Source organism: Devosia sp. LjRoot16, from assembly GCF_964252795.1.
Classification (GTDB): domain Bacteria; phylum Pseudomonadota; class Alphaproteobacteria; order Rhizobiales; family Devosiaceae; genus Devosia_A.
This window is the reverse complement of sequence record NZ_CAXUPH020000005.1, coordinates 281,370-305,369: the sequence shown is the minus strand read 5'-3', so window position 1 is coordinate 305,369 and position 24,000 is coordinate 281,370. Positions and strand designations below refer to the sequence as shown.

The following is a 24,000-nucleotide window of genomic DNA, read 5'->3' as shown; positions in this document are numbered from 1 at the left end:
GAATTGGCTGACTTTTTTGAACCCGCGGGACGCGGCGTGCAACATGCCAGCCTGCGCGCCGCCAATCGCCGCGCCGTGCTCACCACCATCACCTTCAGCCCCGGCATTTCCAACGCCGAAGTGTCGCGTCGCACCGGCCTCGCCCCGCAGACGGCGTCGGCGATCGTCACCGAGCTCGAGGATGACGGCCTCATCACCCGTGGCGATGTGCTGCGCGGCCGCCGCGGCCAGCCGGCGACGCCGCTCTACCTCGACTACGCCGGCGCCTATGGCATCGGCTGCGAGATCTCCTGGCACCACATCGACATCACCCTGATCAACCTCGGCAGCGAGGATCTCGGCCGCTATCGCCGCGATTTCGCCTACCCCGACGCAACCACCGTCATCGCCGAGGCGGCCGAAGCGATCGCCGGGCTTATTGCCCGGCTCAGCCCCGCGCAGCAGCAACGCGTCGCCGGCGTCGGCCTCGCGACACCCAGCAACCTCGGTAGCCTGATCGGCAATGTCGACCCGCCGGCTGATCAGCTCGAGGCGTGGCGTGACCTCGATCTGCGCGCCGCGCTCGAAGCGGCGACGGGCCTCGCCACCACCTGGTTCAATGACGGCAACTGCGCCTGCTTCGCCGAAATGGTGATGTCGCCGCCACCGCGCCCGGCCAACCTGGTACACCTGTTCGTTTCGACCTATCTCGGGGCGGGTATCACCGCCGAACACACGCTGTGGGAAGGCCCGACCGGCAACTCCGCCAACCTCGGATCGATGCTGGTCAACGGCCATGACGGCCATCGCAGCTTCGGCCACGACATCGCCTCGACCACGGCTCTCGGCCGGCGCCTCGCCAAGGCGGGCATCGAACTGCCGGTCGGCAACCCCTCCGACTGGCCATGGGCGGATTGGGAAGCGCACATCGCCCCATGGGTCGAGGCGTCGGGCAGCGCCCTCGCCGAGATCATCGTCAATACCGGCGCCGTGCTGGAGATCGATCACGCCATCATCGACAGCACCGCCCCGCAGCCGATCATCGAGCGGCTGGTGGCTGCAACCGAGCAATCGCTGGCCGAACTGGTGGTCATCGGCGCCAGGCGCCCTCGCCTCGTCGCCGGCACGCTGGGCGCCCGCGCCACCCCGCTCGGCGCCGCCCAGCTGACCATGTTCCGCAAGCATTTTTCGCGGGACCTGAGCGATATGCTGGCGGCCGGGGGTGGGGATTAGCTGACCCTATGGCCGGTGGTTGCCGACCCCCACCCCTGTCCCCTCCCCGCAAGGGGGAGGGAGACCCTCGCACTGACATCGCAGTCTGCGTCTCCCTCCCCCTTGCGGGGAGGGATTAAGGGTGGGGGTCAGCCCGCACCGGACTTCAGACTAGCCCGCACCGGCGTCTAAGCCCGCGCCAGCTCCCGCAGCATCACCGTCGCCCGCTCGAACCGCTGTTGCTGTCGCGTAATCCGCTCCGCGCGATCGGCCCTCGGCAAATACACCCTGCCCCGCGCCGCCGCGCCGACGGTCAGCCCAAGTGCCTTCGCTGCGGCGCGATAGGCGCCGAGGCTCGCGGCCAATACCGGATATTGCGGCACCGTGACCTCGCGCCCCAGCACGTCGGCCATGATCTGCGGCCAGACCGCGCTCTGCGCGCCACCGCCCACCAGGTAAACCGGCCCAACGGCGCCCATGGCCCGCACATTGGCGGCGATGGCGAACGCCACGCCTTCGAGCGCCGCATAGTAGAGCGCCGCCGCGCTGTCGCTGGCCGCGACATTGGCGAACCCGGCCCTGAGCTCAAGGTCGACGAACGGGGTGCGCTCGCCGTTGAGATAGGGCAGGAACAGCGCCCCGCCGGGTGCAGCATCCGCCTCACCCGCCAATCGCTCGGCCTCCGGCAACGTCAGCCCCAGCGTGTCGCGCGCCCATTGCGCCGCCGCGCCGGCTGAGAAGATCGGCGCCACCTCGATCAGCCCGCCATGCAGTGGATGCGACAGCCGATAGTATGGCCGCGGCGTTCGTTCGGTCAGCGCGGTGACACCCGCCACCCAACCGCTGGTGCCCAGGTAGATGCTGACCTCATCGGGCTGCTCCGCCCCGCTGCCGATGGTCGTCGCTGCGGCATCGCCACAGCCGTTGATCACCGGCAGGCCGACAGGCAGACCCAGCGCGTTCGCGGCGTCGGCCGTCAGCCCGCCCAGCACGGTCTCGGCGGCGAGGATCGGCGGCAGCAGCCCGCGATCGATGTCGAGCAGTTCGACCAGCTCAGCCGACCAGTCGCGCGTGCCGATATCCATCAGCCCGGTGGTGCTGGCGCAGCTCGGATCGGTGGCTGCGACACCGGTGAGCCGCAGCGCCAGAAAATCCTTTGAGCCAGGCAGCACCCACTCGGCGCCTTTCGGCCCAAGCGCCAGCAGCTTGAACGCCGTCATCAGCGGCCGCGGCACGTTGCCGAGGATCGCCGTTGCATCGGCCGCCTCGAGTCGTCCCGCCACGGCCTCGAAGGCTTCCGTCCCGATCGGATCGGAATAGAGCGCAGCCTCCCGCACCGGCTGGCCGACCGCATCGACGGCGATCAGGTTCTCCATCATCCCGGTGAGGGAGATCGCCGTGACGCCATCGAGTGGCAGCCTGTTCGCCGCCTCGACTGCCGCGCGCCACCAGTCCTCCGGCGCCCGCCGATGCGGCGCACGCTGCTCGGGGTAGCCGGCATCGGTGGTGGCGATCACCGTGCCGTCGTCGGCGAACATCGTCGCCTTCAGCGCCGAGCTGCCGCAATCGAGAACCATGATGCTCATTTCGCCCGCCCCACCCGGCGCAGCAGCACGGCCACGAGAATGATCACCCCGGTCATGATCTTCTGCACGAACGGCTCGACCCCGACGATGGTCATGCCGTTGACCATCACCCCGGTGATCGCCACGCCCAGCAGCGTTCCCGCCACCGTCGGCGCTCCGGTCGGCGATGCCGTGGTGCCGATGAACACTGCCGCATAGGCCGGCAGCAGCAGCGGCTCGCCCATGGTGTGCTGCACGCTACCGAGCCGCGAGGCCAGCAGCAGCCCGGCGAGAGCCGAGAGCCCCCCGGCAATAGCGAAGGTGACGATGACGTCGCGGACGATCGGCAAGCCGGCGAGCCGTGCTGCCTGCGCGTTGCCGCCGATGGCCCGCAACCGCCGCCCGAACTCGGTCTGCGTCAGGACGAACGCCGCCACCCCCAGCACCGCGACGATCCAGAAGCCCAGCACCGGGATGCCGAACACGTCGCCGCGCGCCAGGCTCTTGAAGCCATCCGGCACCGACTGGAACAGACTCTGCCCACCGCTGAGCCCGAAAGCGAAGCCCGAAAGGATGGTGCCGAGCGCCAGCGTCGCGACGAACGACGGAATGCCGAACCGCGCCACCAGCACCCCGTTGGCCGCGCCGCCGACGATCCCCACCAGCAGCGCCGCCGGCACCGCCAGCCACAGGTCATATCCCTGCCCGAACAGCACGAAACAGATCACCGCCGCCAGCGACGCCGAAAAGCCGACCGACAGGTCGAACTCCGAAATGGTCATCACCAGCGTCGCCGCGGTCGCGACGATCGCCAGCGTCGCCATCTGCTGGACCAGGTTGAACACATTGGCCGGCGAGGCGAACGCCGCCGGCGCCGCAATCGAAAAACCGATGCAGAGCAGCACGAAGGCGATCAGCGTGCCGAAGCGATTGAGATTGGTGCGGGTCACGCCGCCTCCCGAGACTGCGCGGCCGCCGACAGCGCTTCGGCGCTCGCCTCCGCACGGGTGAAAACTCTGACGATGCCGCCCTGCCGGAACACCGCGATGCGGTCGCCCAGTTCCAGCGCCTCGTCGCGATCCGAGGTCGAAACCAGCACCGCGTTGCCGTCGGCGGCGATGGCCCGGATGATGTCCTTGATGGTCGCCTTGGCCATCACATCGACGCCCTCGGTTGGCTCATCGAGCAGCATCACCCGCGAGTGCCGGTTGGCCCAACGCGAAAAGATCAGCTTCTGCTGGTTGCCGCCGGACAACGTCCGCGCCAGCTGTTTCGGGTCGCGATAACTGAGCGACACCCGCTCGGCAGCGACAACAAACTCCGCCTCTTCGGCCTTCACATCCGGCACCGGCAACCCGCGCAGGCGGCGATAGCCCGACAGCAGCGGCAGCGTCTTGTTGAACACCAGGTCTTCGTTGACGAACAGCCCGCTGCGATGCCGGTCGGCCGGCACGCACGACACGCCCCGGGCAATCGCCTGCCGCGGCGAGCGCGGCGCATAATCCGCGCCGGCGAGCCGCATCTTGCCGACCCAGGGGATCGCCCCCCAGATCGCGTTGAGCAGGCTCGAGCGTCCGGACCCGGCCAGCCCGTAAAGCGCGATCACCTCACCGGCATGCACGTCAAGTCGCGCCGGCCCGGTCAGGTCGCCTGCCGTCACCCCATCGATCTCGATAATCTTGGGCGCGCTGGTGTCGGTCGCGCGGTTCGAGCGCTCCGAGGCGCTGCCGCCCATTGCCGCGATCATCGCCTCGGGCTTCACCTCGCCCTCGGCAAAGCGCGCCACGATCCGCCCGTCGCGGATCACTACGGCGCGTCCGCAGAAATCGGCGATCTCGTCGAGCCGGTGGCTGACGAGGATGATCGAGGTGCCGCGCTGCCGCGTGCGCCGCAGCACGTCATAGAACCGCTCGGCATCCTCTGCCGGCAGCGCCGCGGTCGGCTCGTCGAGGATCAGCAGGCGGCCCTTGTCGGCCACCGCCCGCAGCAGCCGCACGAACTGCCGCTCGGCCGGCGGCAGGAACATCACCGGCAGGTCGAGATCGAGCTCCGGGGCGATATCGGCTGCGACCTCGGCAATCGCCGCCCGCATCGCCTCTCGGTCGATCCGCCCGAACCGCCGTGGATAGGCGCGGCCGAGATAGCAGTTTTCGACCGTATCGAAGCCCGGCACCAGCGGCGCATCCTGGTGGATGACCCGGATCCCGGCCGCATAGGCGTCATGCGCCGAATGAAACTGCGTGAGGCTGCCGTCGATGCGGATCTCGCCCGCATCGGGTCGATCCGCGCCGGCGATGATCTTGATCAGTGTCGATTTGCCGGCGCCGTTCGGCCCGACGAGCCCGAGCACCTCGCCCTCGGAAAGGGCGAGGCTCACGTCCTCGAGCGCGTGGGTTGCGCCGAAGCGCCGGCTGATCCCGGAAAGGTCCAGCAACGTCAGGGACAGGTGACGCCGAGGCTCTCGCGGGTGATCAGTTCCACCGGCGCGTAGAGTTCGTCGGCCTTGGCGCTGCCGCCGGCGAGGATGGTATTGAGCTCACCGGCCGCGATGCTGGCCATCTCGCCAAAGCCCTGGCGCACGGTGCCGATATAGGCGCCGCAGGCCTTGATCAGGTCGATCGCCTGCGGGTTGCCGTCGATGCCGGCAATGACGATGCCCTTGCGGCCCGCCGCCTCGATGGCGAGGTTGGCGCCGATCCCCGGCTCGTCCCAGGCCGCCCACACCGCGTTGATGGCGCCGTCGCCCGGGTTGGCGAGCAGCATCGCATCCATGGCGGCGCGGCTGTCATCGACCTGGCCCGGTACTGCCACGTAGTGGTCGGCCACCTGCTTGATCTCAGGGTTGGCCTTCAGCGCCGCATCGAGCGCCAGCTCGCGCTGATGCACGCCCGGATGCGCCGAATAGAAGAAGCGCACGATGTTGCCCTTGTTGCCGATCTGGTCGAACAGGAACTTGGTCATCGTCTCACCGAGCACGTAGTTGTCGGAGGTGACGTTGAGCACGCTCGAGGCGTTCTTGGCGCCATCGATGGTGATGACAGGCACGCCCGCCGCCTTGGCCTTGTCGACCTGGTCCTGGATCTGCGCCGGGTCGACCGACACCAGGACAATGGCGTTGGCGCCGCTGGTGGTCGCATCCTCGACGCGGCTGGCGAAGGCCGCCATGTCGCCGGCGGTGTCCACCACGTCGACGGTCCACTGATACTCGGTCGCCTTGGCCTTGAACGCCTCGATCATCTCGCCCGTGGCGATCGCCGCGAGGAACGGGGTGATCACCGAGACCTTCTCGCCGGCGGCGAGTGCCCCCGAGGAGACGCCGAGCGCCAGGATGGACGCGAGCCCGAGGGCTGCGATGGATTTATGCATGGGATTGTCCTCCGAGAATTCCGCGCGAACATATCGGCGCCGTTTGAGGCCGCAAAGCCCTTCCAACGGAGAATCCGTCAGCTGAGCCCGTAGCTGTCGAACTGCCGCCAGGTCTCGGTGAGCTCGATCACCTGCCGGCTGGCCCGCGCCTCGTCGATCTTGATCGCCGTCATGCCGGCCACCAGCCCATCGACAATGGAGACCGGCAATGCCACGCCCTCGGTCAGGTGGGCGAAGATATCGGCCACCATCTGCTCGTCGGCGCCGTAATGCACCGAGGTGCCCTTGGTTTCGTAGCGCTTGTCGACCATCCGTTCGCCGGTCCGCGCATCGTGCATGCGGTAGAAGTTGCGCACGAAATCGCCCTCGGCCATGCCATGCGTGCCGATGACGGTGAAATGCCGGTACTCGTCGGGCACGTTCAGGTTGGTGTGAAAGCAGAGGTTCTCGCCGCCGGAATATTCCACCAGCGCCGTCTGGTAGTCGATGATATCGCCATCGCCGTCCCACACCCGGCTGTCGCTCTCCCAGCCACCGGGTTTGCGGAAATACACGTCGAGATCGTTGATCCCGGCCTTGGTCGGCATGTTCTCGGGCACGAAGGTCTTCCGCCCGCCGAAGCTCGCCACCCGCACCGGCCGATTGCCGACCAGCCCCTGGTAGAGGTCGATATCGTGGCAGCACTTTTCGAGGATGAAGCCGCCCGAATAGCCGCTACGCCGCCGCCAGTCGCGCATGAAGAACGCCCCATGGTAGGGCGCGATATGCTCGCTGGCTTCGATCGAGGTGATCTTGCCGAGCGCACCGGAGCGATAGCTCGCGACGAGGTCGCGATAGAGCGGTGCATAGCGCAGCACCAGGCCGATCATCACGCTGTCGGCGCCGCCGCTCTGCTTCAATAGCTCGAGCAGCGCATAGGTATCCGCCTCGGTGGTCACCACCGGCTTTTCGGTGAACACCTTCAGGCCCGCCTCGAGCCCGATCCGGATGTGATCGAGATGCATGTGGTTGGGCGAGCCGACCATCAAGAGGTCGAGCTTTTCGGCCTTGAGCAGCGCCTCGGGCGTTTCGTAGGCGGGCCCCGCATCGATCCCTGCCCCGGTCAGTTCCGGCATGCCGTAGGGCGTCGGATCGACATAGCCGACCAACCTCGCGCCCGGCACCTGCTGCACGGCGATCCGCGCCAGGTACGCTACCCGGGCGCCAAGCCCGACAATTCCGATCTTCACGTCAAATCTCTCCTCGAGGCGGCGCAGAAGCTAGGCAATCGCGGCACGGTTGAGAAGGCCCATCGGGCGGCCGAACGCGCAGTCGGGATCCCGCTTGCGGGGGAGGGGGACCACGCGAAAGCGTGGTGGGAGGGGGGTGCCCACGCTCTGATTGTGGGCTGGCGCGCACGGACGGTCAGGTCATGCCCCACTGCACCCGCAGTGGGCGGCTGGGGCTTGGCTCAGTGTTTGCGGCTCCCCCCTCCCACCAGCCTTTCGGCTGGTCCCCCCTCCCCCGCAAGCGGGAGAGGGACGCCGACTGCGCCATCCGGTGGCAAAAAATCATGCTACTTCGCAAACAACGTTCCATATAGCGGAACGCAACTCAGCGACCGAAGATTAAATTGCTGCGCGTTTTGCCGCTGAAACGGGAAGCTACTTGCCATACGCACATATCCTATGCAGACTATCGGCATGCAAAAAGAGTTTGCATTCCACATTATGGAATACGACGGCAGCACGAAGCGCGGTGCACTGCCGAGTGACAGGGGGTCAGATGTGGAGGCGCCGCGCGACGCAAGAGATTTCAGGGACAATCGGAAGGGACGATTCAACATGCAGTCTAAGGGAAAGTTCGGCCAGCGCCTCGGCGCCATTGCCGCGGCTGCGATCATGCTGGCAGCCTTTGGCGGCGCCGAAGCCATGGCCGCCTCGCCGCGTGCCGCCGAGAACAAGGTGGTGCTGATCGCCCGCCAGGATCCGGGGACGCTCGATTACGTCACCAGCGGCCTCACCGCGCTGCGCCTGTGGATTCCGGCCAACGTCGTCGAGCCGCTGGTCTACTTCAACAAGGACGGCTCGGTTGAGCCCGGCGTTGCCGAGTCCTGGACCATTTCCGACGACAAGCTGACCTACGAGTTCAAGATCCGGAAGACCAACTTCTCCGATGGCACCCCGGTGACCGTCGAGGACGTGATCTACTCGCTCAACACCATGAAGGCCTCGCCGGTCGTCAACAACTCGTCGGCCTACAACGCCGTCACCGCCATCGATAAGGTCGACGACTCGACGGTCAAAGTGACGCTGTCGCAGCCGAGCCAGAACTTCTGGCGCGGCATGGGTTCGGTCGCCGGCCTGATCCAGCCCGAGCACGCCGCCGGCAGCATCGCCACCAACCCGATCGGCACCGGCCCGTACGTGCTGAAGTCGTACACCACCAACTCGACCTTCGAGTTCGAGGCCAACCCGAACTACTGGGGCACCAAGCCCACCATCACCGCCGCTACTGTGCGCATCGTGACCGATGGCACTGCCGGCCTCAACGCGCTGGAAGCCGGTGAAGTCGACGCGGTTCCGGTGATCACCATTGACCTGTGGGAGCAGCTGACCAAGCGTGAACTCGACAAGAAGTTCACCCTCGTCACCTACCCGCAGATCGGCGAGCCGACCTACGCCGTGTTCAACCAGAAGCTCGACCCGGCTTTGCGCCAGGCGCTTGCCGCGACGCTCGACCGCCAATCCTACAACGACGCCTTCGGCGCCGCCTGGGGCGCCGAGAACACCTGTACCTTCGCGCTGCCCAACCAGCCCTGGTACTCGCCGGAAAGCCCCGAGACCTGCCCGTACCCGTTCGACTATGAGGGTGCGATGGCCAAGGCTCCGGAGTTCGCCTCGACCCCGCTCGAATATGCCTCGCTGAGCGATGTGCCTGACCTGTCGCTGCCGGCCGACATCATGATCCCGGCGATGCAGGGCGCCGGCTTCAATGTCACCCGCAACGCCATTGACCTCGCGCGCTACAGCCAGCTGATCTTCCAGGGCCGTCCGCCGCAGTTCGATATCACCGTGATGTCGGGCGACGCCGAGCCGACCCAGTGGGCTTGCCCCACCCCGGACAAGGCTGGCTGGTCGACCTATTGCAGCGCCGAATACACCCAGGCGCTGAGCGATGCCGACAAGGCGACCTCGGACGAGGACTACCTCGCCAAGATGAAAGAGGCCGCGGACATCCTCCGCAAGGACGCCGTCATCGTGCCGCTGATCGCCAAGAAGGGCGTCGGCCTGTTCGACGGCGAGCTCAAGGGCTTCCTCGAGCCGCGCGTCCTCGTCGCGATCGAGATCGGCAAGCTGCACTGGTAAGGGCTGACTATTGAACTTGCGGGCCGTCGGCGTAACGCTGGCGGCCCCGACCGTGACTAAGCAAGGAGTCATTCCCGCGAAAGCGGGAATCTCTGTTTCGGTACGCGCAGCAAACGGAGATCGCCGCTTTCGCGGGGATGACCCGGTGGGTGGACCAGTCCGACAGAGACGACTCCAGACAAGGAAGTTGAGCTGAATGGCAATCTACGCGCTACGCAAACTTGCGTTTTTTCTGGGCGCCGTCTTCGTTGCCTCGCTGGCCATCTTCATTCTCATTCGCGCCGCCGGCGGCAACGTCGCCGCCATCGTCCTCGGCAAGGATGCCACCGCCGAGGCGATCAACGCCCTGGCGCATGCCTATGGCCTCGATCGGCCGCTGCCGGTCCAGTATTTCAACTGGATCACCAACATGCTGCAGGGCGATCTCGGCCAATCCTTCCGCACCAAGGAAAGCGTTGCCGAGCTGGTCACCGCGCGGCTTTCCGTCTCCGTGCCGTTGGCGCTCTCCGGCCTGCTGCTCGGCCTCATCATCGCCATTCCGGTCGGCACCTACGCGGCGCGCAATGTCGGCAAGCCCTCGGGCGCCGTGCTGGCGCTGATCAGCCAGATCGGCATCGCCGTGCCGGTGTTCTGGGCCGGCATCCTGCTTTCGGTGCTGTTCGGCGTAAAGCTCGGCTGGCTGCCCACCGGTGGCTGGATCGACTGGCGCGAAAGCCCGATCGGCGCCATCCGCTCGCTGGTGCTGCCGGTGCTGTCACTCGGCCTGATCATGGCCGCCGTGCTGATCCGCTATGTCCGCTCTGCCGTGCTCGACGTCATGAACCAGGATTATGTGCGCACTGCCCGTGCCGTCGGCATGACCCGCACCCAGGCGCTGCTCAGCGTCGGCCTCCGCAACGCGGCGCTCCCCATCGTCACCATTGTCGGGCTGCAGATCGCCGAGCTGATCGGCGGCACCGTCATCATCGAGATGGTGTTCTCACTGCCGGGCCTGAGCCGCATGATCCTCGCCAACGTCGCGGCGCGCGAGGTGATCGTGGTGCAGTCGACCGTCATGCTGATCATCATCTTCGTCATCTTCGTCAACTTCGTCGTCGACCTGCTCTACGGCGTGCTCGATCCGCGCGTCCGGAACGCGGCGTGAGAACGGAGGCATCCCCATGAACACCACCACCGCCCCCGCAGTCGCCCCGCGCCGCCGGCGCCGCCTCGAGCTCAACGCCTCGCTGGTCGTCGGCGTGGTGCTGACCATCGGCTTTCTGGTCATCGCCATCGTTTCGTTCTTCTGGCTGCCCTCGAACCCGAACATCCCCAACATCAAGAATCGCATGCTGCCGCCGGGCACCGTCGATCACTGGCTCGGCACTGACGGGCTCGGCCGCGATATCATCGCCCAGCTGATGGTCGGAGCGCGCACCTCGATCCTCGTCGGCGCCGGCGGCGCCACCATCAGCTTGATCCTCGGCACCATCGCCGGGCTGGTCGCCGCCGCCTATGGCAAGATCGCCGACGAGACCATCTCGCGCGGCGCCGATATCATGCTGTCGATCCCCGGCATGGTCACCGCCCTGGTGCTCGCTGCCACCATGGGCTCGGGCGCGCTCACCACCATCTTCGCGCTCACCGCTTTCTTCACCCCCTCCTTCACCCGCGTCATCCGCTCCGCCGCGATGAGCGTGCTGCAGGAGGATTTCATCACCTCCGCCAAGCTCTATGGCCGCGGCAAGCTGTTCATCCTGGCGCGCCACGTCATCCCCAATATCGCCGGTGTAATGATCGTCCAGTTCACCCTCTATTTTGCCGCCGGCATTCTCACCGAGGCGGGCCTTTCCTATCTCGGCGTCGGCGTCACCCGGCCCTCGATCTCGTGGGGCATGATGCTCAACGAAGCGCAGCAGACCGTCGGCATTTCCTCGCCGCTCGCCATGTGGCCGGGCCTCGCCATCGTCATCGTCGTACTGGGCCTGAACCTCCTCGGTGACGGGTTACGTGACGTGCTCGATCCCAAACTGAAGCGGAGGAGCTGATGACCTCCGCCAAACCGCACGCCATCGAAGTCAAAAACCTCGAGGTCACCAATGGCGACGTCACCGCCGTGCGCGGCGTCTCCTTCACCATCCCGCAGGGCGGTCGCATGGGGCTGGTCGGGGAATCCGGCTCCGGCAAGTCGATGACGGCGCTGGCGCTGATGGGCCTGCTCCCCATGGGCTGGAGCACCCACGGCAGCATCCTCCATGACGGCGTCGACCTCGTCACCCAGTCCGACAAGGCGCTGTCGAGCCGTCGCGGCCGCACCCTCTCCATGGTGTTCCAGGATCCGCTCTCCTCGCTCAATCCGGTGCGCCGCGTCGGCGACCAGATCAGCTCGGTGATCCGCCGCCATACCGGCGTCGACAGGAAGATCGCCGAAGCGCAGACCATCGAGCTGATCAAGCAGATGAACCTGCCGCGTCCCGAACAGCTGGTGCGCGCCTATCCGCACGAGATCTCCGGCGGCCAGCGCCAGCGCATCATGATCGCCATGGCGCTCGCCTGTTACCCGCAGCTGATCATCGCCGACGAGCCGACCACCGCGCTCGATGTCACGGTGCAGAAGCAGGTGCTGCGCCTGCTCAACGGCGCGGTCCGCGATCGCGGCTCCGCGCTGCTGATGATCACCCACGACCTGCCGATCATCGCCGCCATGTGCGACACCGTCGCCGTGATGTATGCCGGCCGCATCGTCGAGATCGGCCCGGTGCAGGAGGTGTTCCGCAACCCCAGGCACCACTACACGCGCGGCCTGCTCGACAGCCAGCCGACCATGGACAATATCGCGCTCGACGGCTCGTCGCGCCTCGTCTCGATCCCCGGCATGGTGCCGCCGCTGCACAGCCTGCCCACCGGCTGCGCCTTCAACCCGCGATGCCCTGCCGCCACCGACAAGTGCCGCGAAGCCATGCCGGAACTGGGCAGCGACGGGGTCAGCGCCGCCTGCTGGCACCCGATCCGCCTCGCCGGCGAGGTGGCCGCGCAATGAATGCCGTGACCCCGTTCCCCGCCGACGCGCGCCCACTGCTCGAGGTGAGGCAGCTGAGCCAGGTCTACAACCTCAACCGGCAGAAACTGTTCGCGCCGCGGCCGAAGCTGAAGGTGCTCGACAGCATCGATTTCTCCGTCCGCCCCGGCGAGGCGGTTGGCCTCGTCGGCGAATCCGGTTCGGGCAAGACCACCCTGACCCGCATGCTCACCGGCGTCGAACGCCCTGGCGAAGGCCAGGTGCTCTATGACGGCGTCGACGTCTGGACCGGTGGTGAAGCGCACCGAAAACTGTTCCGCCGCTCGGTGCAGGTGGTGCTGCAGAACCCGCGCTCCTCGCTCGATCCGCGCATGCGTGTCGGCACCTCGCTGCTCGAGCCGCTGCGCAGTTTGAAGATCGAAGGCGACCACGCGGCCCGCGTGCTTGAGGTGCTCGACCAGGTCGGGCTCGACAAGAACGCGCTCGAGCGCTTCCCGCATGAGTTCTCTGGCGGCCAGTTGCAGCGCATCGCCATTGCCCGCGCCCTGATGCCCGGCCCGAAAGTGCTGATCGCCGACGAACCGGTCTCCGCCCTCGATGTGTCGATCCAGGCCCAGGTGCTGAACCTGCTGAAGGACCTGGTGCGCGACCTCGGCCTCAGCCTCGTCTTCATCGCGCACGACCTGTCCGTCGTCGCCTACACAACCAGCAAGGTCTATGTGATGTCGTCTGGCAAGATCGTCGAAGTGGGCAAGCCGCTCGACCTGTTCCGCACCCCACAGGCCGAGGCGACACAGGCGCTCGTCGGCGCTGTGCTCAGCGTCGAAGCGGGACTCGCCGGGAACGCACTCGCATGAGCCAGTGCGTCGCCATAACCGGTTCTACCACCGGCATCGGCTATGCCATCGCCGAGGCCTTTGCCCATACCGGCGCGCGGCTGGTGATCAACTCGCACCTCGCTGACGATAGCGGGGCAGCCGCGCGGCTCGGCAAGCTGACCGAATGCCACTTCGTCCAGGCCGATCTCTCGACGGTGGCTGGTGCGCAGGGCTTCGTCGCGGCGGCGCGCGCGAAACTCGGTCGGCTCGATACGCTGGTCAACAACGCCGGCACCTACCTCGACACCAATTTCGACGACCTCACCGAGGCGGCGTTCGACCGCACCTTCAACCTCAACGTGAAAGGCTACCTGTTCGCCGCGCAGGCCTTCGTCAAAGGTCTGGCGCCGGGTCAGGAGAACCCGAGCATCATCTGCACCGGCTCGACCAACTCACTGGCGGCCGAAAAGAACAGCGTCATCTACGACACCTCGAAGGGCGCGGTGCTGATGCTGGTCCGCAACCTTGCGGTCACGCTCGCCGAACGCGGCATCCGCGTCAACGGCATCGGGCCGGGGATCATCGAGACGCCCCTGTCCGCGAAGGGGCTGGCGGCGCCGGGCGTCCGCCCGGCACTCGAGCGGCAGATCCCGCTCGGCCGCGTCGGCCTTCCCGCCGATATCGGCGGCGCCGCCGTGTTCCTCGCCTCTCCCGCCGCCCGCTACATCACCGGACAGATGCTCTATGTCGATGGCGGCATCCTCGCCAACCAGATGTCCTGGGAGCCCCAAGCATGAGTGAAAAACTCCGCTACGCCGAAACCGGCGAAGTGCACCTCGATTTCCATGGCGCGACCGACACCACCATCGAGTTCATCATCGGCAAGTTCGGCCTTGCCGCGATGGACGATATCTTCCGCAAGGTCGGCAAGGACGTCTATCGCTCGATCCATGAGGATCTGGTGGCCGGCGATACCGGGCAACTGGTGCGCCACTGGCGGCACTTCTTCGATCGCGAGAACTGCGACTACGATATCGCGGTCGGCGACGACGAGATCGTCCTCACCGTCCGCCACTGCACCGCCTGGCACCACGTCGCCAAGCTCGTCGGCACCCCCTCGGCGCATTTCTGCGACCAGACCAGCCGCACCAATGAGGGCATGGCCGAGGGCTCGCCCTTCGCCATCGACACCGAAATCACCGGCCCCGGCGCCTGCCGCCAGGTCATCAGGAGGCGCGCATGATCCCGTCCGATCACTACACCCGCTTCTACAACGAGGTGTTCAAGTTCCTCGAGGCGCAGGGCGAAGAGGTGCTCGAAGCCTATTTCCTCGCCATCTCGAAGAACCAGGAAAAGCATATCCTCGAGCTGATCCAGACCAAGGGTCTCGCGGGCATGGAGGAGTACTGGACCCACATCAAGATCGAAGAAAACTGCGACATGGACATCGACCGCAACGAGGATCGCCTCGAATTGCGGATGAATGTCTGCCCCAGCCTTTCCAAGGTCATGGACAACGACGCCGAGCCGATGGGCCGCTACTGCGACCACTGCGCCGGCTGGATCGGCCCGATCTTCGACAAGACCGGCTACCACCTGGTCTACGACGTGATCGATAGGAAGAAACCGCAATGCGTCATGCGGGTCTTCAAGGATGCCGAGAAGGCCAAGGAAGCCGAAAAGGACGTAAAGCTGCTGATGGGGTGGCCTGGGCACAAGGTCTGAGCCGCTCGACAGCCTGGTGGCAGTGGCCCCCCACCCCTGTCCCCTCCCCGCAAGGGGGAGGGCGACCAAAACACCAGCATCTCAGTTGACGTCTCCCTCCCCTCGGGGCGCTACTGCGTCCCCCTTGCGGGGAGGGGACAGGGGTGGGGGTCAGCCCGCTCCGGCGGCGGCTACTGCCCACCAGCCCGTCACACCCACGGATCCGCCACCTGCGGCCATAACGGCCGCCCGGCATGCGGCAGTGGCAGCGTCCGGAAATCCGGCGATGAAGTGCCCTCGGCCACCGCGTAGATGATCCGGTCTGCCACCGGCGCGAAGCCGGCATGGAAGTGCTGCGCAGACTTCAGCACCACCGTCCGATAATCGCGCAAATCGATGCCGAACTGCGTAAACGCGTCCGGATTGAAGGTCTGCGTGCGGATGGTGTTGATGACGATGTGGACGCCGCCGGCATCGAGCAGCACCGCATCGCCCATCGGCATCTTGCCGTCGCCATAGCTCACCTTGGCATCATGGATGAGCTTCAGCACCCTGGCCTCGACATCCACCGGCCGGCCCGACATGGCGCTGACCTTGCCGCCGATCCGTAGCCCCAGCGTCGCGCCTTCGCCGGCCTCTTCGCAGATCCGCACCGCCGCGGGGTCCCATAGCAGCCCGAACAGTGCCCGCTCGGCTTTCGCGGCGAGCAGCGGCTCGAGCAGGAAGGTCGAGTCGCTTGCCGCACCGCACCCGGCATTGTCGGAGATATCGGCGACCACTGTGCAGCCATTGCCGCCAGCAATCGCCGCCATCGTCTCGGCCACGTCGAGCAGGTTTGCCGCATAGGTCTCGCGCAGCGCCCAGATGCGGTCGCCGAGTTCCTTTGCCACCGCCTCGGCCAGCGCCGCATCGCCATCGGTCACCACCAGCGTCTTCGCCCCGACATCGGGCACATCGGCCCAGGGGAAGCCGTGCCCGAAGCTGACCGACAGGATATTGTCGCGCTGCTCGGCCGCCTGCATCCAGTCGACCAGCGCGCGCACTGGCGCATCCGAAGTGCGCCACACATCGAGCATGCGAAGATCACGCAGCGCCATCACCGGCTTGATCTCGCCCAGCACGGTACGGCGCCCCAGCTCGAACAGCTCCGCCCCGCGCTCGGCGACATCGGTATGCGGATACTCCTTGTAGAGCACCAGCAGGTCGGCATGGCGCATCAGCCGCTCGGAGATGTGGCAGTGGAGGTCGAACTCGACGCCCACGGTGACCTCAGGCCCGACCACCTGGCGCACCATCTCGACCAGCTCGCCCTCGCAGTCGTCGCACTGCTCCGACGCCATCGCGCCATGGAGGTTCAGCAGCACCAGGTCGAGCTGACCGGCGGCCCGGAGGTCGCCGAGCAGCGTATCTCGCAGTTCCTCCCATACCGCCTGCACCGTACGACCCGCCGGCTGCGCAAAGGCCGAGAGGCTTTCGATCACCTCGTCACCCGCCGCCTCGGCGAGGCGGCGCCACTCCCTCAGCGGCAGGACGAAATAATTGTCCGAGCTGAGGCTGGCATCGCGGCGGACCCACAGGGTTTCCTCGAACGTCTTCCGTCCGGTCGGCAGTGGCGAGAACGTGTTGGTCTCAGTGCCTAGCGCCGCGATGAAGATGCGCATCAGACAGCCCCGAAGCCCTTAAGCCCGACATCGCGCGCCGACGCCTCGAGCTGCTCGAGTGTCGCCGCATCTACGGGCACGCCCTCCGCGAGGCGCTTCGCCCTCGTCTCGAGTTCGGGCATCCCCGGCAGCTTTACGCTGCCGCCGCCCTCGTTCTCCGACAGCACCCAGCCCAGTACCGCTTCCATCTCGGCCGCGAACGGTCCGGCTGTCCCCAGCCGCTCCGGCGAGACGATCACCGAGAACATCGAGTTGATCACTGCGCCATTGCCGGCCTTTTCGTGCTGCGTCGGCGCCCCGACCAGCGCCGCACCCAGGAGCTCGCAGGCCAGCATCATGCCCCAGCCCTTGTGTTCGCCGAACGTCGTCAGCGAACCCGGCGGGGTTTCGAACAGGGCACCAGGGTTGATGGTAGGCTTGCCCTGGTTGTCGAGCAGCGCCCCGGGCGGCAGCTCGACCCCCTTGTTGTGCGCCACGCGCACCTTGCCGGCAGCGAGCTTGGAGGTGGCGAAATCCACCACCACCGGCGGCGCGCCATCGCGCGGGAAGGCTGCGGCAAATGGGTTCGTGCCGAGCCGCGATTGCGTGCCGCCGAACGGCGCGACGATGGCGCCGGCGACCACGTTGACGAAATGGATCGACACCATGCCGGCCGCCGCGCACTGCTCGGCCCAATGGCCGATGCGCCCGATGTGATGGCTGTTGCGGAGGCTGACGATGGCACTGCCTTCGTCCTTGGCGCGGGCGATGCCGAGCGCCATCGCATCATGCGCCATCACCTGCCCGGCGCCCTGCCCCGCATCGCAGATCAGCATGGCGCCGGTATCGATCGCCACCTTGAGGCTCTGGTTCATCACCATGCCACCGGACTTCACGCCGTTGATATACATCGGCACCACGCCGACGCCGTGAGAATCGTGGCCACGCAGGTTCGCTTCCACCAGATGCTCGGCGATCAGTTGGGCTTCCCGCGGCTCCGACCCGGCGGCGCGGAAAACACTTAGGGTATTCGCCTGCAGCCGGTCCCACGGGACAAGGTGCATCTTGGTCTCGGACATTCGATGGTTTCCTTGAAAACTTCAGATCGCGGCGGTGAGTCCGCCATCGACGGTAATGACGCTGCCGGTGGTGTAGCCCGAGGCGCGTGAGGCGAGATAGAGGGCAGCCGCACCGAGTTCGGGTGGATCGCCCCAGCGCGCCATCGGCGTGCGGTCGGCAATCTTCTGCTGGAACTCCGGCACCGCGCCGCGCAAAGGCGCGTTGCCATCGGTGAGGAAGTAGCCCGGCGCCAGGGCATTGACGGTGATGCCATTGGGCGCCAGTTCCACCGCCAGCCCACGCACCAGCCCATGCAGCGCGGTCTTGGCCGTCACATAGGCACTGATCCCCGGCCGGGCGACCGTGGCGTTGATCGACGAGACGAAAACGATCCGCCCGTACCCCGCCTTGATCATCAATGGCGCCGCATGCCGCGCCAGCCGCCATCCGGCGGTGAGGCTGCCATCGATTACCGATTGCCACTCGGCTTCGTCGAGTTCGACGAACGGCTTTCGCACCCCGGCGGCGGTGTTCGAATAGAGGATGTCGAGCCGCCCATGCCGGGCCGCGATATCGTTGAGCGCCTCGACCGCCGCATCGCCGTCGGCGGCATCGAAGGCCGCGATCTCGGCGCTGAACCCCCAGCCGAGCATCTCTGCGAGCCGCTCTTCGAGCAACTCGGCCCGCCGCCCGGTCAGCACCACGCGGGCGCCCGCGGCAGCCAGCGTCTGCGCCACCGCCCAGCCAAGTCCCCTGGAGGCGCCGGTGACCAGCGCCACCTGGCCCGAGAGGTCGAAAAGCTGCGCCGGATTGCGCGGTGCCGGTTCTGTCATCAGCTGTATTCGATCCGTGGGTCAATATAGGCGTAGAGCACGTCGACGGCCATGTTGATGCCGATATAGAGCACCAGGATCACCACGATGCAGCCCTGGATCAGCGGATAGTCGCGCGTGCTGATCGCCTGGATCAGCAACCGCCCGAGCCCCGGATAGGTGAACACCGCCTCGGTCACCACCGCCCCGCCGATGAAGTTGGCCATCATCAGCCCGACAATGGTGACGAACGGCAGCAGCGCATTGCGCATGATATGGGTGCCGACCACCTGCCGCTCCGGCAGCCCCTTGGAGCGCGCCGTGCGCACGTAATCGGCCCGCAATTCGCCGACCAGCGAAGCACGCAGGAACCGCGCCAGGATGCCCGACACGTAGACCCCGAGCGTCAGCGCCGGCAGCGCCAGGTTGCGCAGCGCCGCCAGCGGGTCTTCCCAGATCGGCACGTAACCGGAGGCCGAAGGCAACCAGTGCAGTTCCACCGCGAACAGGAGGATCAACAGGATCCCCAGCCAGAAGGTCGGTACCCCCAGCGCCAGCGCGCTCCAGGCGCTCAGCACCCGATCGATCCACGAGCCGGGCTTCAGCGCGCTGAGGATGGCGACGGGAATGCCGATCAGCAGCGACACGATGGTCGCCGCCACCGCGAGGTGCAGCGTCGCCGGCAGCCGCTGCCCGATCAGGTGCAGCACCGGCTCGCGGCCATGGATCGACATGCCGAAATTGCCCTGCAGGGCATTCCACAGCCAGTCGAGATACTGCACCACCGCCGGCCGATCGAGGCCGAACTGCTTCTCCGCCGCGGCGATCGCCTCGGGCGTGGCGTTCTCGCCCACCAGCATGCCGATCGGCCCACCGGGCACCGCGAAGATCATCGCCCAGATGCCGATCGAGGCCAGCAGCAGCACCGGCAGCAACTGCCCGAAACGCCGCAACACGAAACCGATCATGGCGCGCCCCCGACCTTGGCGGGGGTGACGACCTCGCTGCGGTTCTCGAGAATGCCGGCCAGCGCTCGGCCGATAGTGTCGAAGCTGAGGATGGTCAGCGTCAGCACGATGCCCGGCAGCACCGCATAGTACGGCGCCTCATGCAGGTAGGATTTGCCGGTGCGCAGCATCTCGCCCCAGCTCGGGGTCGGCGGCGCGACCCCGACGCCGAGGAAGGACAAGGCCGCCTCGAGCAGGATCGCTACCGAGCAGAGCACGACGATCTGGACGAAGATCGGGCTCCATGAGTTGGGCAGGATCGTGCGGAACATGTTGTAGGCCGAGCTGCCGCCGAACGCCTCGACGGCGGTGACGAAATCGCGCCGCCTGAGCGACAGCACCTGTGCCCGGGTGATGCGGGCAAAGCTCGGAATGCCGGTAATCCCTACCGCGATCAGCGCTGCCACCTGGCTGCGCCCCAGCACCGCGATCATCGCCATGGCGAAGAGGATCGCCGGCAGCGCCAGCAGCACGTCGACGAAGCGCATCAGCGTCGCGTCGCGCCAGCCACCGAAGAACCCGGCGACCAGCCCGATCGGCACCCCGATCACCGCCGCGATCGCCACCGCGCCGGCCGCGGTGAGCAGTGAGGTCCGCGCCCCGAACACCACGCGCGCCAGGATATCGCGGCCCACCTCGTCAGTGCCGAACCAATTGGCTGCCGATGGCCCGTTGAGCGCGTTGACCAGCTTCTGGGCATAGGGGTTGAGCGGCAGGAGATCGGCGAAGATCGCTGCCAGCGTGATGCCGAGGAGGAACAGCAGCGCCAGAGCCGAACCGGGGCTACGCAGCAGCCGCTGCAGCACCGATCGTGTCGAGTGGAGGAGCTTCATCGCGCCGCCTCCAGCTGCCGTTCGGCGCCCACCGACAATGGCCCGGCATGGTGGCACGACGTACGTGTATCGAGCCCCGGGTAGGCCGCGAATACCGGCGCCTCGCTGCGGCAGCGCTCGGTGGCGCGAAAGCAGCGCGGATGGAAGGTGCAGCCGCTGGGCGGCTTGGCCGGGTTGGGGATCTCGCCTTCCAGCACGATGCGCCGCCGGCTGTCGCGCACCGCCGGATCGGGCACCGGCGCAGCAGAGAGAAGGCTCTGCGTGTACGGGTGGATCGGCTGGTCGTAGAGCGTGTCGCGTCCGCTCTCTTCGACGATGCGGCCCAGATACATCACCGCCACGCGGTCCGAGATGTGCCGCACCACGCTGAGATTATGCGCGATGAACAGGTAGCCGAGCCCCAGCTCCCGCTGCAGGTCCTGCAGCAGGTTGATCACCTGCGCCTGGATCGACACGTCAAGCGCCGCCACCGGCTCGTCGAGGATCAGCAGCCGCGGCTTGAGCGCCAGCGCCCGGGCAATGCCGATGCGCTGCTTCTGCCCGCCCGAGAACTCGCTCGGGTAGCGCCCCAGCATCGAGCGCGCCAGCCCGACCATATCGAACAGCTCGGCAATGTGCGGCGCCCCGCCCATTTCGTCATAGATGCCGTGGATGCGCAGCGGCTCGGCGACGATGTCCTCGACCGTCAGCACCGGGTTGAGCGAGGCATAGGGGTCCTGGAAGATGTACTGCATCTGCCGGCGGGCCTTGCGCATCTGGGCGCGCTCCAGCCCGACGATCGACTGACCCTCGAAGCGGATATCGCCGCCCGTCGCCCCGATCAGCCCCATGATGGCGCGCCCGGTGGTGGTCTTGCCGCAACCGGATTCACCGACGAGGCTCACCGTCTCGCCCGGTCGCACCGAGAGGCTCACGCCATCCACGGCCCGCACCCAGCCGATGGTACGGCGGAGGATCGAGGATCGAACCGGGAAATGCACCTTGAGGTCATCAACGACGAGCAGCGGGTTGGCCGGCGGGGTGGCTCCGCCGACCGCCTCGCGCGGCGTGGCAACTACGCTCGCAACGGGGATCTCGTCCGCATAATGGCAAGCCGCCTGCTGCAGTTCGTTGACGACACGCAGGGATGGTTCTTCGCCGCTGCAACGGGCCCGGCCCACCGCCAGGGCGCAGCGCGGGTGGAAACTGCAGCCGGTCGGCAGCGCGCTGGGGGTCGGCGGTTGGCCGGGAATGGGATCGAGCCGCGCATCGGTGGTGTCGATCCGCGGGATCGAGCGCAGCAGCGCCCGCGTATAGGGGTGCCGGGGTGAGCGGAACAGCTCGGCCACCGGGCCGGTCTCGACGATCCGGCCGCCATACATCACCGCCACCCGGTCGGCGACTTCCGCCACCACCCCCAGGTCGTGGGTAATGAGGATCACCGCCGCGCCGGTCTCGGCCTGTCGCCGCGCCAGCACTGCCAGCACCTGCGCCTGCACCGTAACGTCGAGCGCCGTGGTTGGCTCGTCCGCGATGATCAGGTTGGGCTGTCCGGCCATCGCCATGGCGATCACCGCCCGCTGCCGCATGCCGCCGGAGAACTGATGCGGATACTGAGCGACCCGCCCTTCGGGGTCGGCGATATCGACTTCGCGCAACAGCTCGGCGGCGCGTTTCTGCGCCTCGCCCTTGGCGAGCAGCCCGTGCGCCACCTGCCCCTCAGTGATCTGCCGGCCGACCGGCAGCACTGGATTGAGCGTCGTCGTCGGGTCCTGGAAGATGAAGCCGACATCGCGCCCGCGCATCTGGCGCAGCGTTTCCGGCTCGGCCCCGATCACCTCGAGCTTGCCGAGCCGGATCGAGCCGGAGACCCGCGCGGTCTCGGGCAACAGCCCGGTGACCGCGAGGGCGGTGACGCTCTTGCCCGATCCGCTTTCACCGACGATGCAGAGCACTTCATTGGTGTAGACATCGAAATCGACGCCCCGCACCACAGGCACCGCACGACCGGAACCGGTGAACTCCACCTTGAGATCCCTGACCGACAGGACTGGAACGCTCTTCGGGTCCATGTCGGGCCGTGCGGCGCCTGCGTCAGCCATTACTTGAAGCCGATCGTGCGGGCGACGAGCAGGTTATCGATATCGAGCGTGAAGCCGCCGAGCTTGTCGGAAGCAACGATCAGCCCGGTATCGACGGTGTTGGTCGGAACAGCGAACGAGTCCGTCACCAGCACGCGGTTGAGCTCGGCATAGGCCGCCTTAACCGCATCCTCCGGGCCGGAAGTGGCGTTCACCTTGTCGATCGCCGCCACATAGTCCGGGAACGGATGCGGGTCTTTCAGCACCGGGTTCTTGGCCGTGCGGTAGATCGAGTTGGTGGCCATGCGCGACGGGAACTTCTGCGCATTGCCGACCGCCCCGAAGGTGGCCCAGAAGTCGCCGCCCAGCAGCGCATCGGTGTATTCGGCGCCCTGGCGGACATCGAGTTCGATATTGATGCCGGCTTCGGCCAGGGCGCTCTGCACGATCTGGCTGATCACCACGCCCGGCTCGTCATTGCCGAACACCAGCATCTTCCAGTCGCTCATTTCGGCGGCCGACAGGCCCGAGGCCGCGAACAGCTCCCTGGCCTTGTCCATGTTGTAGGCGAACTCGGCGGTATAGGCCGCGTCGAACGCCGGCGAGGCCGGTGCCCAGGGCAGCGCCACGACGGTGCCGAGACCGGCATAGGCCACCTTCACCATGCCTTCGCGGTCCATGACGTAGTTGAAGGCCTGGCGGAATTTCTCGTTGGTGAAAGGCGCGCGTGTCGCATTGATGCGGAACACCTGCACCAGCGAGCCCGGCCCGCGGATCACCTGGTAGCCCGCATCCTGCAGCCGCACGGCGTTGCGCGCGGTGCTGCCATAGACCATGTCGATCGAACCCGACTCGAGCGCCGCGCTGGCCGCCGCGTCGTCGGCGAAAATAGTGAAGACGATCTCGTCGAGGATCGGCTCGTTCTCGCGCCAGTAGTTGGGGTTCTTCTTCATCGTCAGACTCTGCCCGACGGCACGATCGGCGAGGAGATAGGCGCCAGTGCCGGCCGGCACCGTTTCGACCGTCGCGATCCCCGCCGCTTCGATCGGGATCATGAACTGCAACAGGTCGGTGATCTGCTTGGTCGGCGCCGGCGCCTTGAAGTTGATGGTGATGGTCGTCGCATCGGGCGCTGCCCAATCCTTGACGATCGCCATGGTGCCGAAAACGTTCTTGCCAAGGTCGGGGTTGGCCGCCTTCTCCAGCGTCGCCACCACGTCGGCCGAGCTGAACTTGCCGCCCGAGGCGAAGGTCACGTCGTCGCGCAGCTTCAGCGTCACCGAGCTGTTGTCGGCGTTGATCGTCCATTCCGTGGCAAGGCTCGGCACCGCCTCGCCTTCCGGCGTGTACTCGATCAGGCTGTCATAGAGGTTCTTGATCAGGTGGAAATTCACCGTCGAGAACTGCTGCGGATCATAGTTGGTCATGTCGGCGAGCAGGCCGACACGCAGCGTACCGCCCTTCAGCTCCTGGGCTTGGGCGGTGACCGGCGCGACCAGACTGGTGCCGATCGGGGCGACGGCGGCGAACAGCGCCAGCCCCAACAGTCTCAAAGGCTTAAGAAATCCGGACTTCATGCAAGCGACTCCCCTGTGAGTTC

General features: G+C 66.9%; 21 protein-coding genes. 9 read left to right on the top strand and 12 right to left on the bottom strand.

Going from position 1 to position 24,000, the window contains the following annotated elements; genetic code table 11:
• Positions 1–3 precede the first annotated feature (3 nt).
• Positions 4–1,212, top strand: a complete 1,209-nt coding sequence (locus ACSQ23_RS22795; RefSeq protein ID WP_436092017.1) for an ROK family transcriptional regulator — start codon at positions 4–6, stop codon at positions 1,210–1,212.
• Positions 1,213–1,379: 167 nt separating this feature from the next.
• Here ACSQ23_RS22795 and ACSQ23_RS22790 read toward each other — a convergent pair whose 3' ends face one another.
• From ACSQ23_RS22790 to ACSQ23_RS22770, 5 genes are all read right to left on the bottom strand, one after another.
• The gene (locus ACSQ23_RS22790; RefSeq protein WP_436092016.1) at positions 1,380–2,777 is read right to left on the bottom strand and encodes a xylulokinase; all 1,398 of its coding nucleotides are present in this window, start codon (positions 2,775–2,777) and stop codon (positions 1,380–1,382) included.
• Positions 2,774–3,706: an ABC transporter permease gene (locus ACSQ23_RS22785; RefSeq protein WP_436092015.1), complete on the bottom strand. Its 933-nt coding sequence runs from the start codon at positions 3,704–3,706 to the stop codon at positions 2,774–2,776. The genes ACSQ23_RS22790 and ACSQ23_RS22785 overlap by 4 nt, the downstream gene beginning before the upstream one ends.
• Complete coding sequence (locus ACSQ23_RS22780) at positions 3,703–5,190, bottom strand: sugar ABC transporter ATP-binding protein (protein WP_436092014.1); 1,488 nt, start codon at positions 5,188–5,190, stop codon at positions 3,703–3,705. The genes ACSQ23_RS22785 and ACSQ23_RS22780 overlap by 4 nt, the downstream gene beginning before the upstream one ends.
• A 2-nt stretch (positions 5,191–5,192) precedes the next feature.
• Entirely contained in the window at positions 5,193–6,122 is a 930-nt protein-coding gene (locus tag ACSQ23_RS22775; protein WP_055882803.1) for a substrate-binding domain-containing protein, read from the bottom strand.
• Between the two features lie 77 nt (positions 6,123–6,199).
• The gene (locus ACSQ23_RS22770) at positions 6,200–7,351 is read right to left on the bottom strand and encodes a Gfo/Idh/MocA family protein (RefSeq protein WP_436092013.1); all 1,152 of its coding nucleotides are present in this window, start codon (positions 7,349–7,351) and stop codon (positions 6,200–6,202) included.
• Positions 7,352–7,945: 594 nt separating this feature from the next.
• On the opposite strand from ACSQ23_RS22770, the gene ACSQ23_RS22765 reads away from it, so the two are divergent.
• From ACSQ23_RS22765 to ACSQ23_RS22730, 8 genes are all read left to right on the top strand, one after another.
• A complete protein-coding gene (locus tag ACSQ23_RS22765; protein ID WP_436092012.1) occupies positions 7,946–9,469 on the top strand; it encodes an ABC transporter substrate-binding protein in 1,524 nt (507 codons plus the stop codon).
• 196 nt (positions 9,470–9,665) lie between these two features.
• Positions 9,666–10,613 carry an ABC transporter permease gene (locus ACSQ23_RS22760; protein ID WP_055882798.1) on the top strand — a complete coding sequence of 316 codons (948 nt, stop codon included), beginning with the start codon at positions 9,666–9,668 and terminating at the stop codon, positions 10,611–10,613.
• A gap of 16 nt (positions 10,614–10,629) precedes the next feature.
• Entirely contained in the window at positions 10,630–11,496 is an 867-nt protein-coding gene (locus tag ACSQ23_RS22755) for an ABC transporter permease (protein ID WP_055882796.1), read from the top strand.
• The gene (locus tag ACSQ23_RS22750; protein WP_436092011.1) at positions 11,496–12,488 is read left to right on the top strand and encodes an ABC transporter ATP-binding protein; all 993 of its coding nucleotides are present in this window, start codon (positions 11,496–11,498) and stop codon (positions 12,486–12,488) included. The genes ACSQ23_RS22755 and ACSQ23_RS22750 overlap by 1 nt, the downstream gene beginning before the upstream one ends.
• A complete protein-coding gene (locus tag ACSQ23_RS22745; RefSeq protein ID WP_436092010.1) occupies positions 12,485–13,324 on the top strand; it encodes an ATP-binding cassette domain-containing protein in 840 nt (279 codons plus the stop codon). Before ACSQ23_RS22750 ends, ACSQ23_RS22745 begins: the two co-directional genes overlap by 4 nt.
• Positions 13,321–14,082, top strand: coding sequence for an SDR family NAD(P)-dependent oxidoreductase (locus ACSQ23_RS22740; protein ID WP_436092009.1), 762 nt, complete (start codon positions 13,321–13,323; stop codon positions 14,080–14,082). Before ACSQ23_RS22745 ends, ACSQ23_RS22740 begins: the two co-directional genes overlap by 4 nt.
• Complete coding sequence (locus tag ACSQ23_RS22735) at positions 14,079–14,528, top strand: hypothetical protein (RefSeq protein WP_436092008.1); 450 nt, start codon at positions 14,079–14,081, stop codon at positions 14,526–14,528. Before ACSQ23_RS22740 ends, ACSQ23_RS22735 begins: the two co-directional genes overlap by 4 nt.
• Positions 14,525–15,010, top strand: coding sequence for a hypothetical protein (locus ACSQ23_RS22730; protein WP_436092007.1), 486 nt, complete (start codon positions 14,525–14,527; stop codon positions 15,008–15,010). The genes ACSQ23_RS22735 and ACSQ23_RS22730 overlap by 4 nt, the downstream gene beginning before the upstream one ends.
• A gap of 188 nt (positions 15,011–15,198) precedes the next feature.
• On the opposite strand, the gene ACSQ23_RS22725 is transcribed toward ACSQ23_RS22730, so the two are convergent.
• From ACSQ23_RS22725 to ACSQ23_RS22695, 7 genes are read right to left on the bottom strand one after another with little or no spacing between them, the layout of a single operon-like run.
• Positions 15,199–16,650, bottom strand: coding sequence for a M81 family metallopeptidase (locus ACSQ23_RS22725; RefSeq protein WP_436092006.1), 1,452 nt, complete (start codon positions 16,648–16,650; stop codon positions 15,199–15,201).
• Positions 16,650–17,708, bottom strand: coding sequence for a malate/lactate/ureidoglycolate dehydrogenase (locus ACSQ23_RS22720; RefSeq protein ID WP_436092005.1), 1,059 nt, complete (start codon positions 17,706–17,708; stop codon positions 16,650–16,652). The genes ACSQ23_RS22725 and ACSQ23_RS22720 overlap by 1 nt, the downstream gene beginning before the upstream one ends.
• 21 nt (positions 17,709–17,729) lie before the next feature.
• Positions 17,730–18,521 carry an SDR family NAD(P)-dependent oxidoreductase gene (locus ACSQ23_RS22715; protein ID WP_055882783.1) on the bottom strand — a complete coding sequence of 264 codons (792 nt, stop codon included), beginning with the start codon at positions 18,519–18,521 and terminating at the stop codon, positions 17,730–17,732.
• Entirely contained in the window at positions 18,521–19,468 is a 948-nt protein-coding gene (locus tag ACSQ23_RS22710; RefSeq protein WP_055999276.1) for an ABC transporter permease, read from the bottom strand. The genes ACSQ23_RS22715 and ACSQ23_RS22710 overlap by 1 nt, the downstream gene beginning before the upstream one ends.
• The gene (locus ACSQ23_RS22705; protein ID WP_436092004.1) at positions 19,465–20,340 is read right to left on the bottom strand and encodes an ABC transporter permease; all 876 of its coding nucleotides are present in this window, start codon (positions 20,338–20,340) and stop codon (positions 19,465–19,467) included. Before ACSQ23_RS22705 ends, ACSQ23_RS22710 begins: the two co-directional genes overlap by 4 nt.
• Complete coding sequence (locus ACSQ23_RS22700; protein WP_436092003.1) at positions 20,337–22,421, bottom strand: ABC transporter ATP-binding protein; 2,085 nt, start codon at positions 22,419–22,421, stop codon at positions 20,337–20,339. Before ACSQ23_RS22700 ends, ACSQ23_RS22705 begins: the two co-directional genes overlap by 4 nt.
• Positions 22,421–23,977 carry an ABC transporter substrate-binding protein gene (locus ACSQ23_RS22695; protein WP_436092002.1) on the bottom strand — a complete coding sequence of 519 codons (1,557 nt, stop codon included), beginning with the start codon at positions 23,975–23,977 and terminating at the stop codon, positions 22,421–22,423. Before ACSQ23_RS22695 ends, ACSQ23_RS22700 begins: the two co-directional genes overlap by 1 nt.
• Positions 23,978–24,000 lie beyond the last annotated feature (23 nt).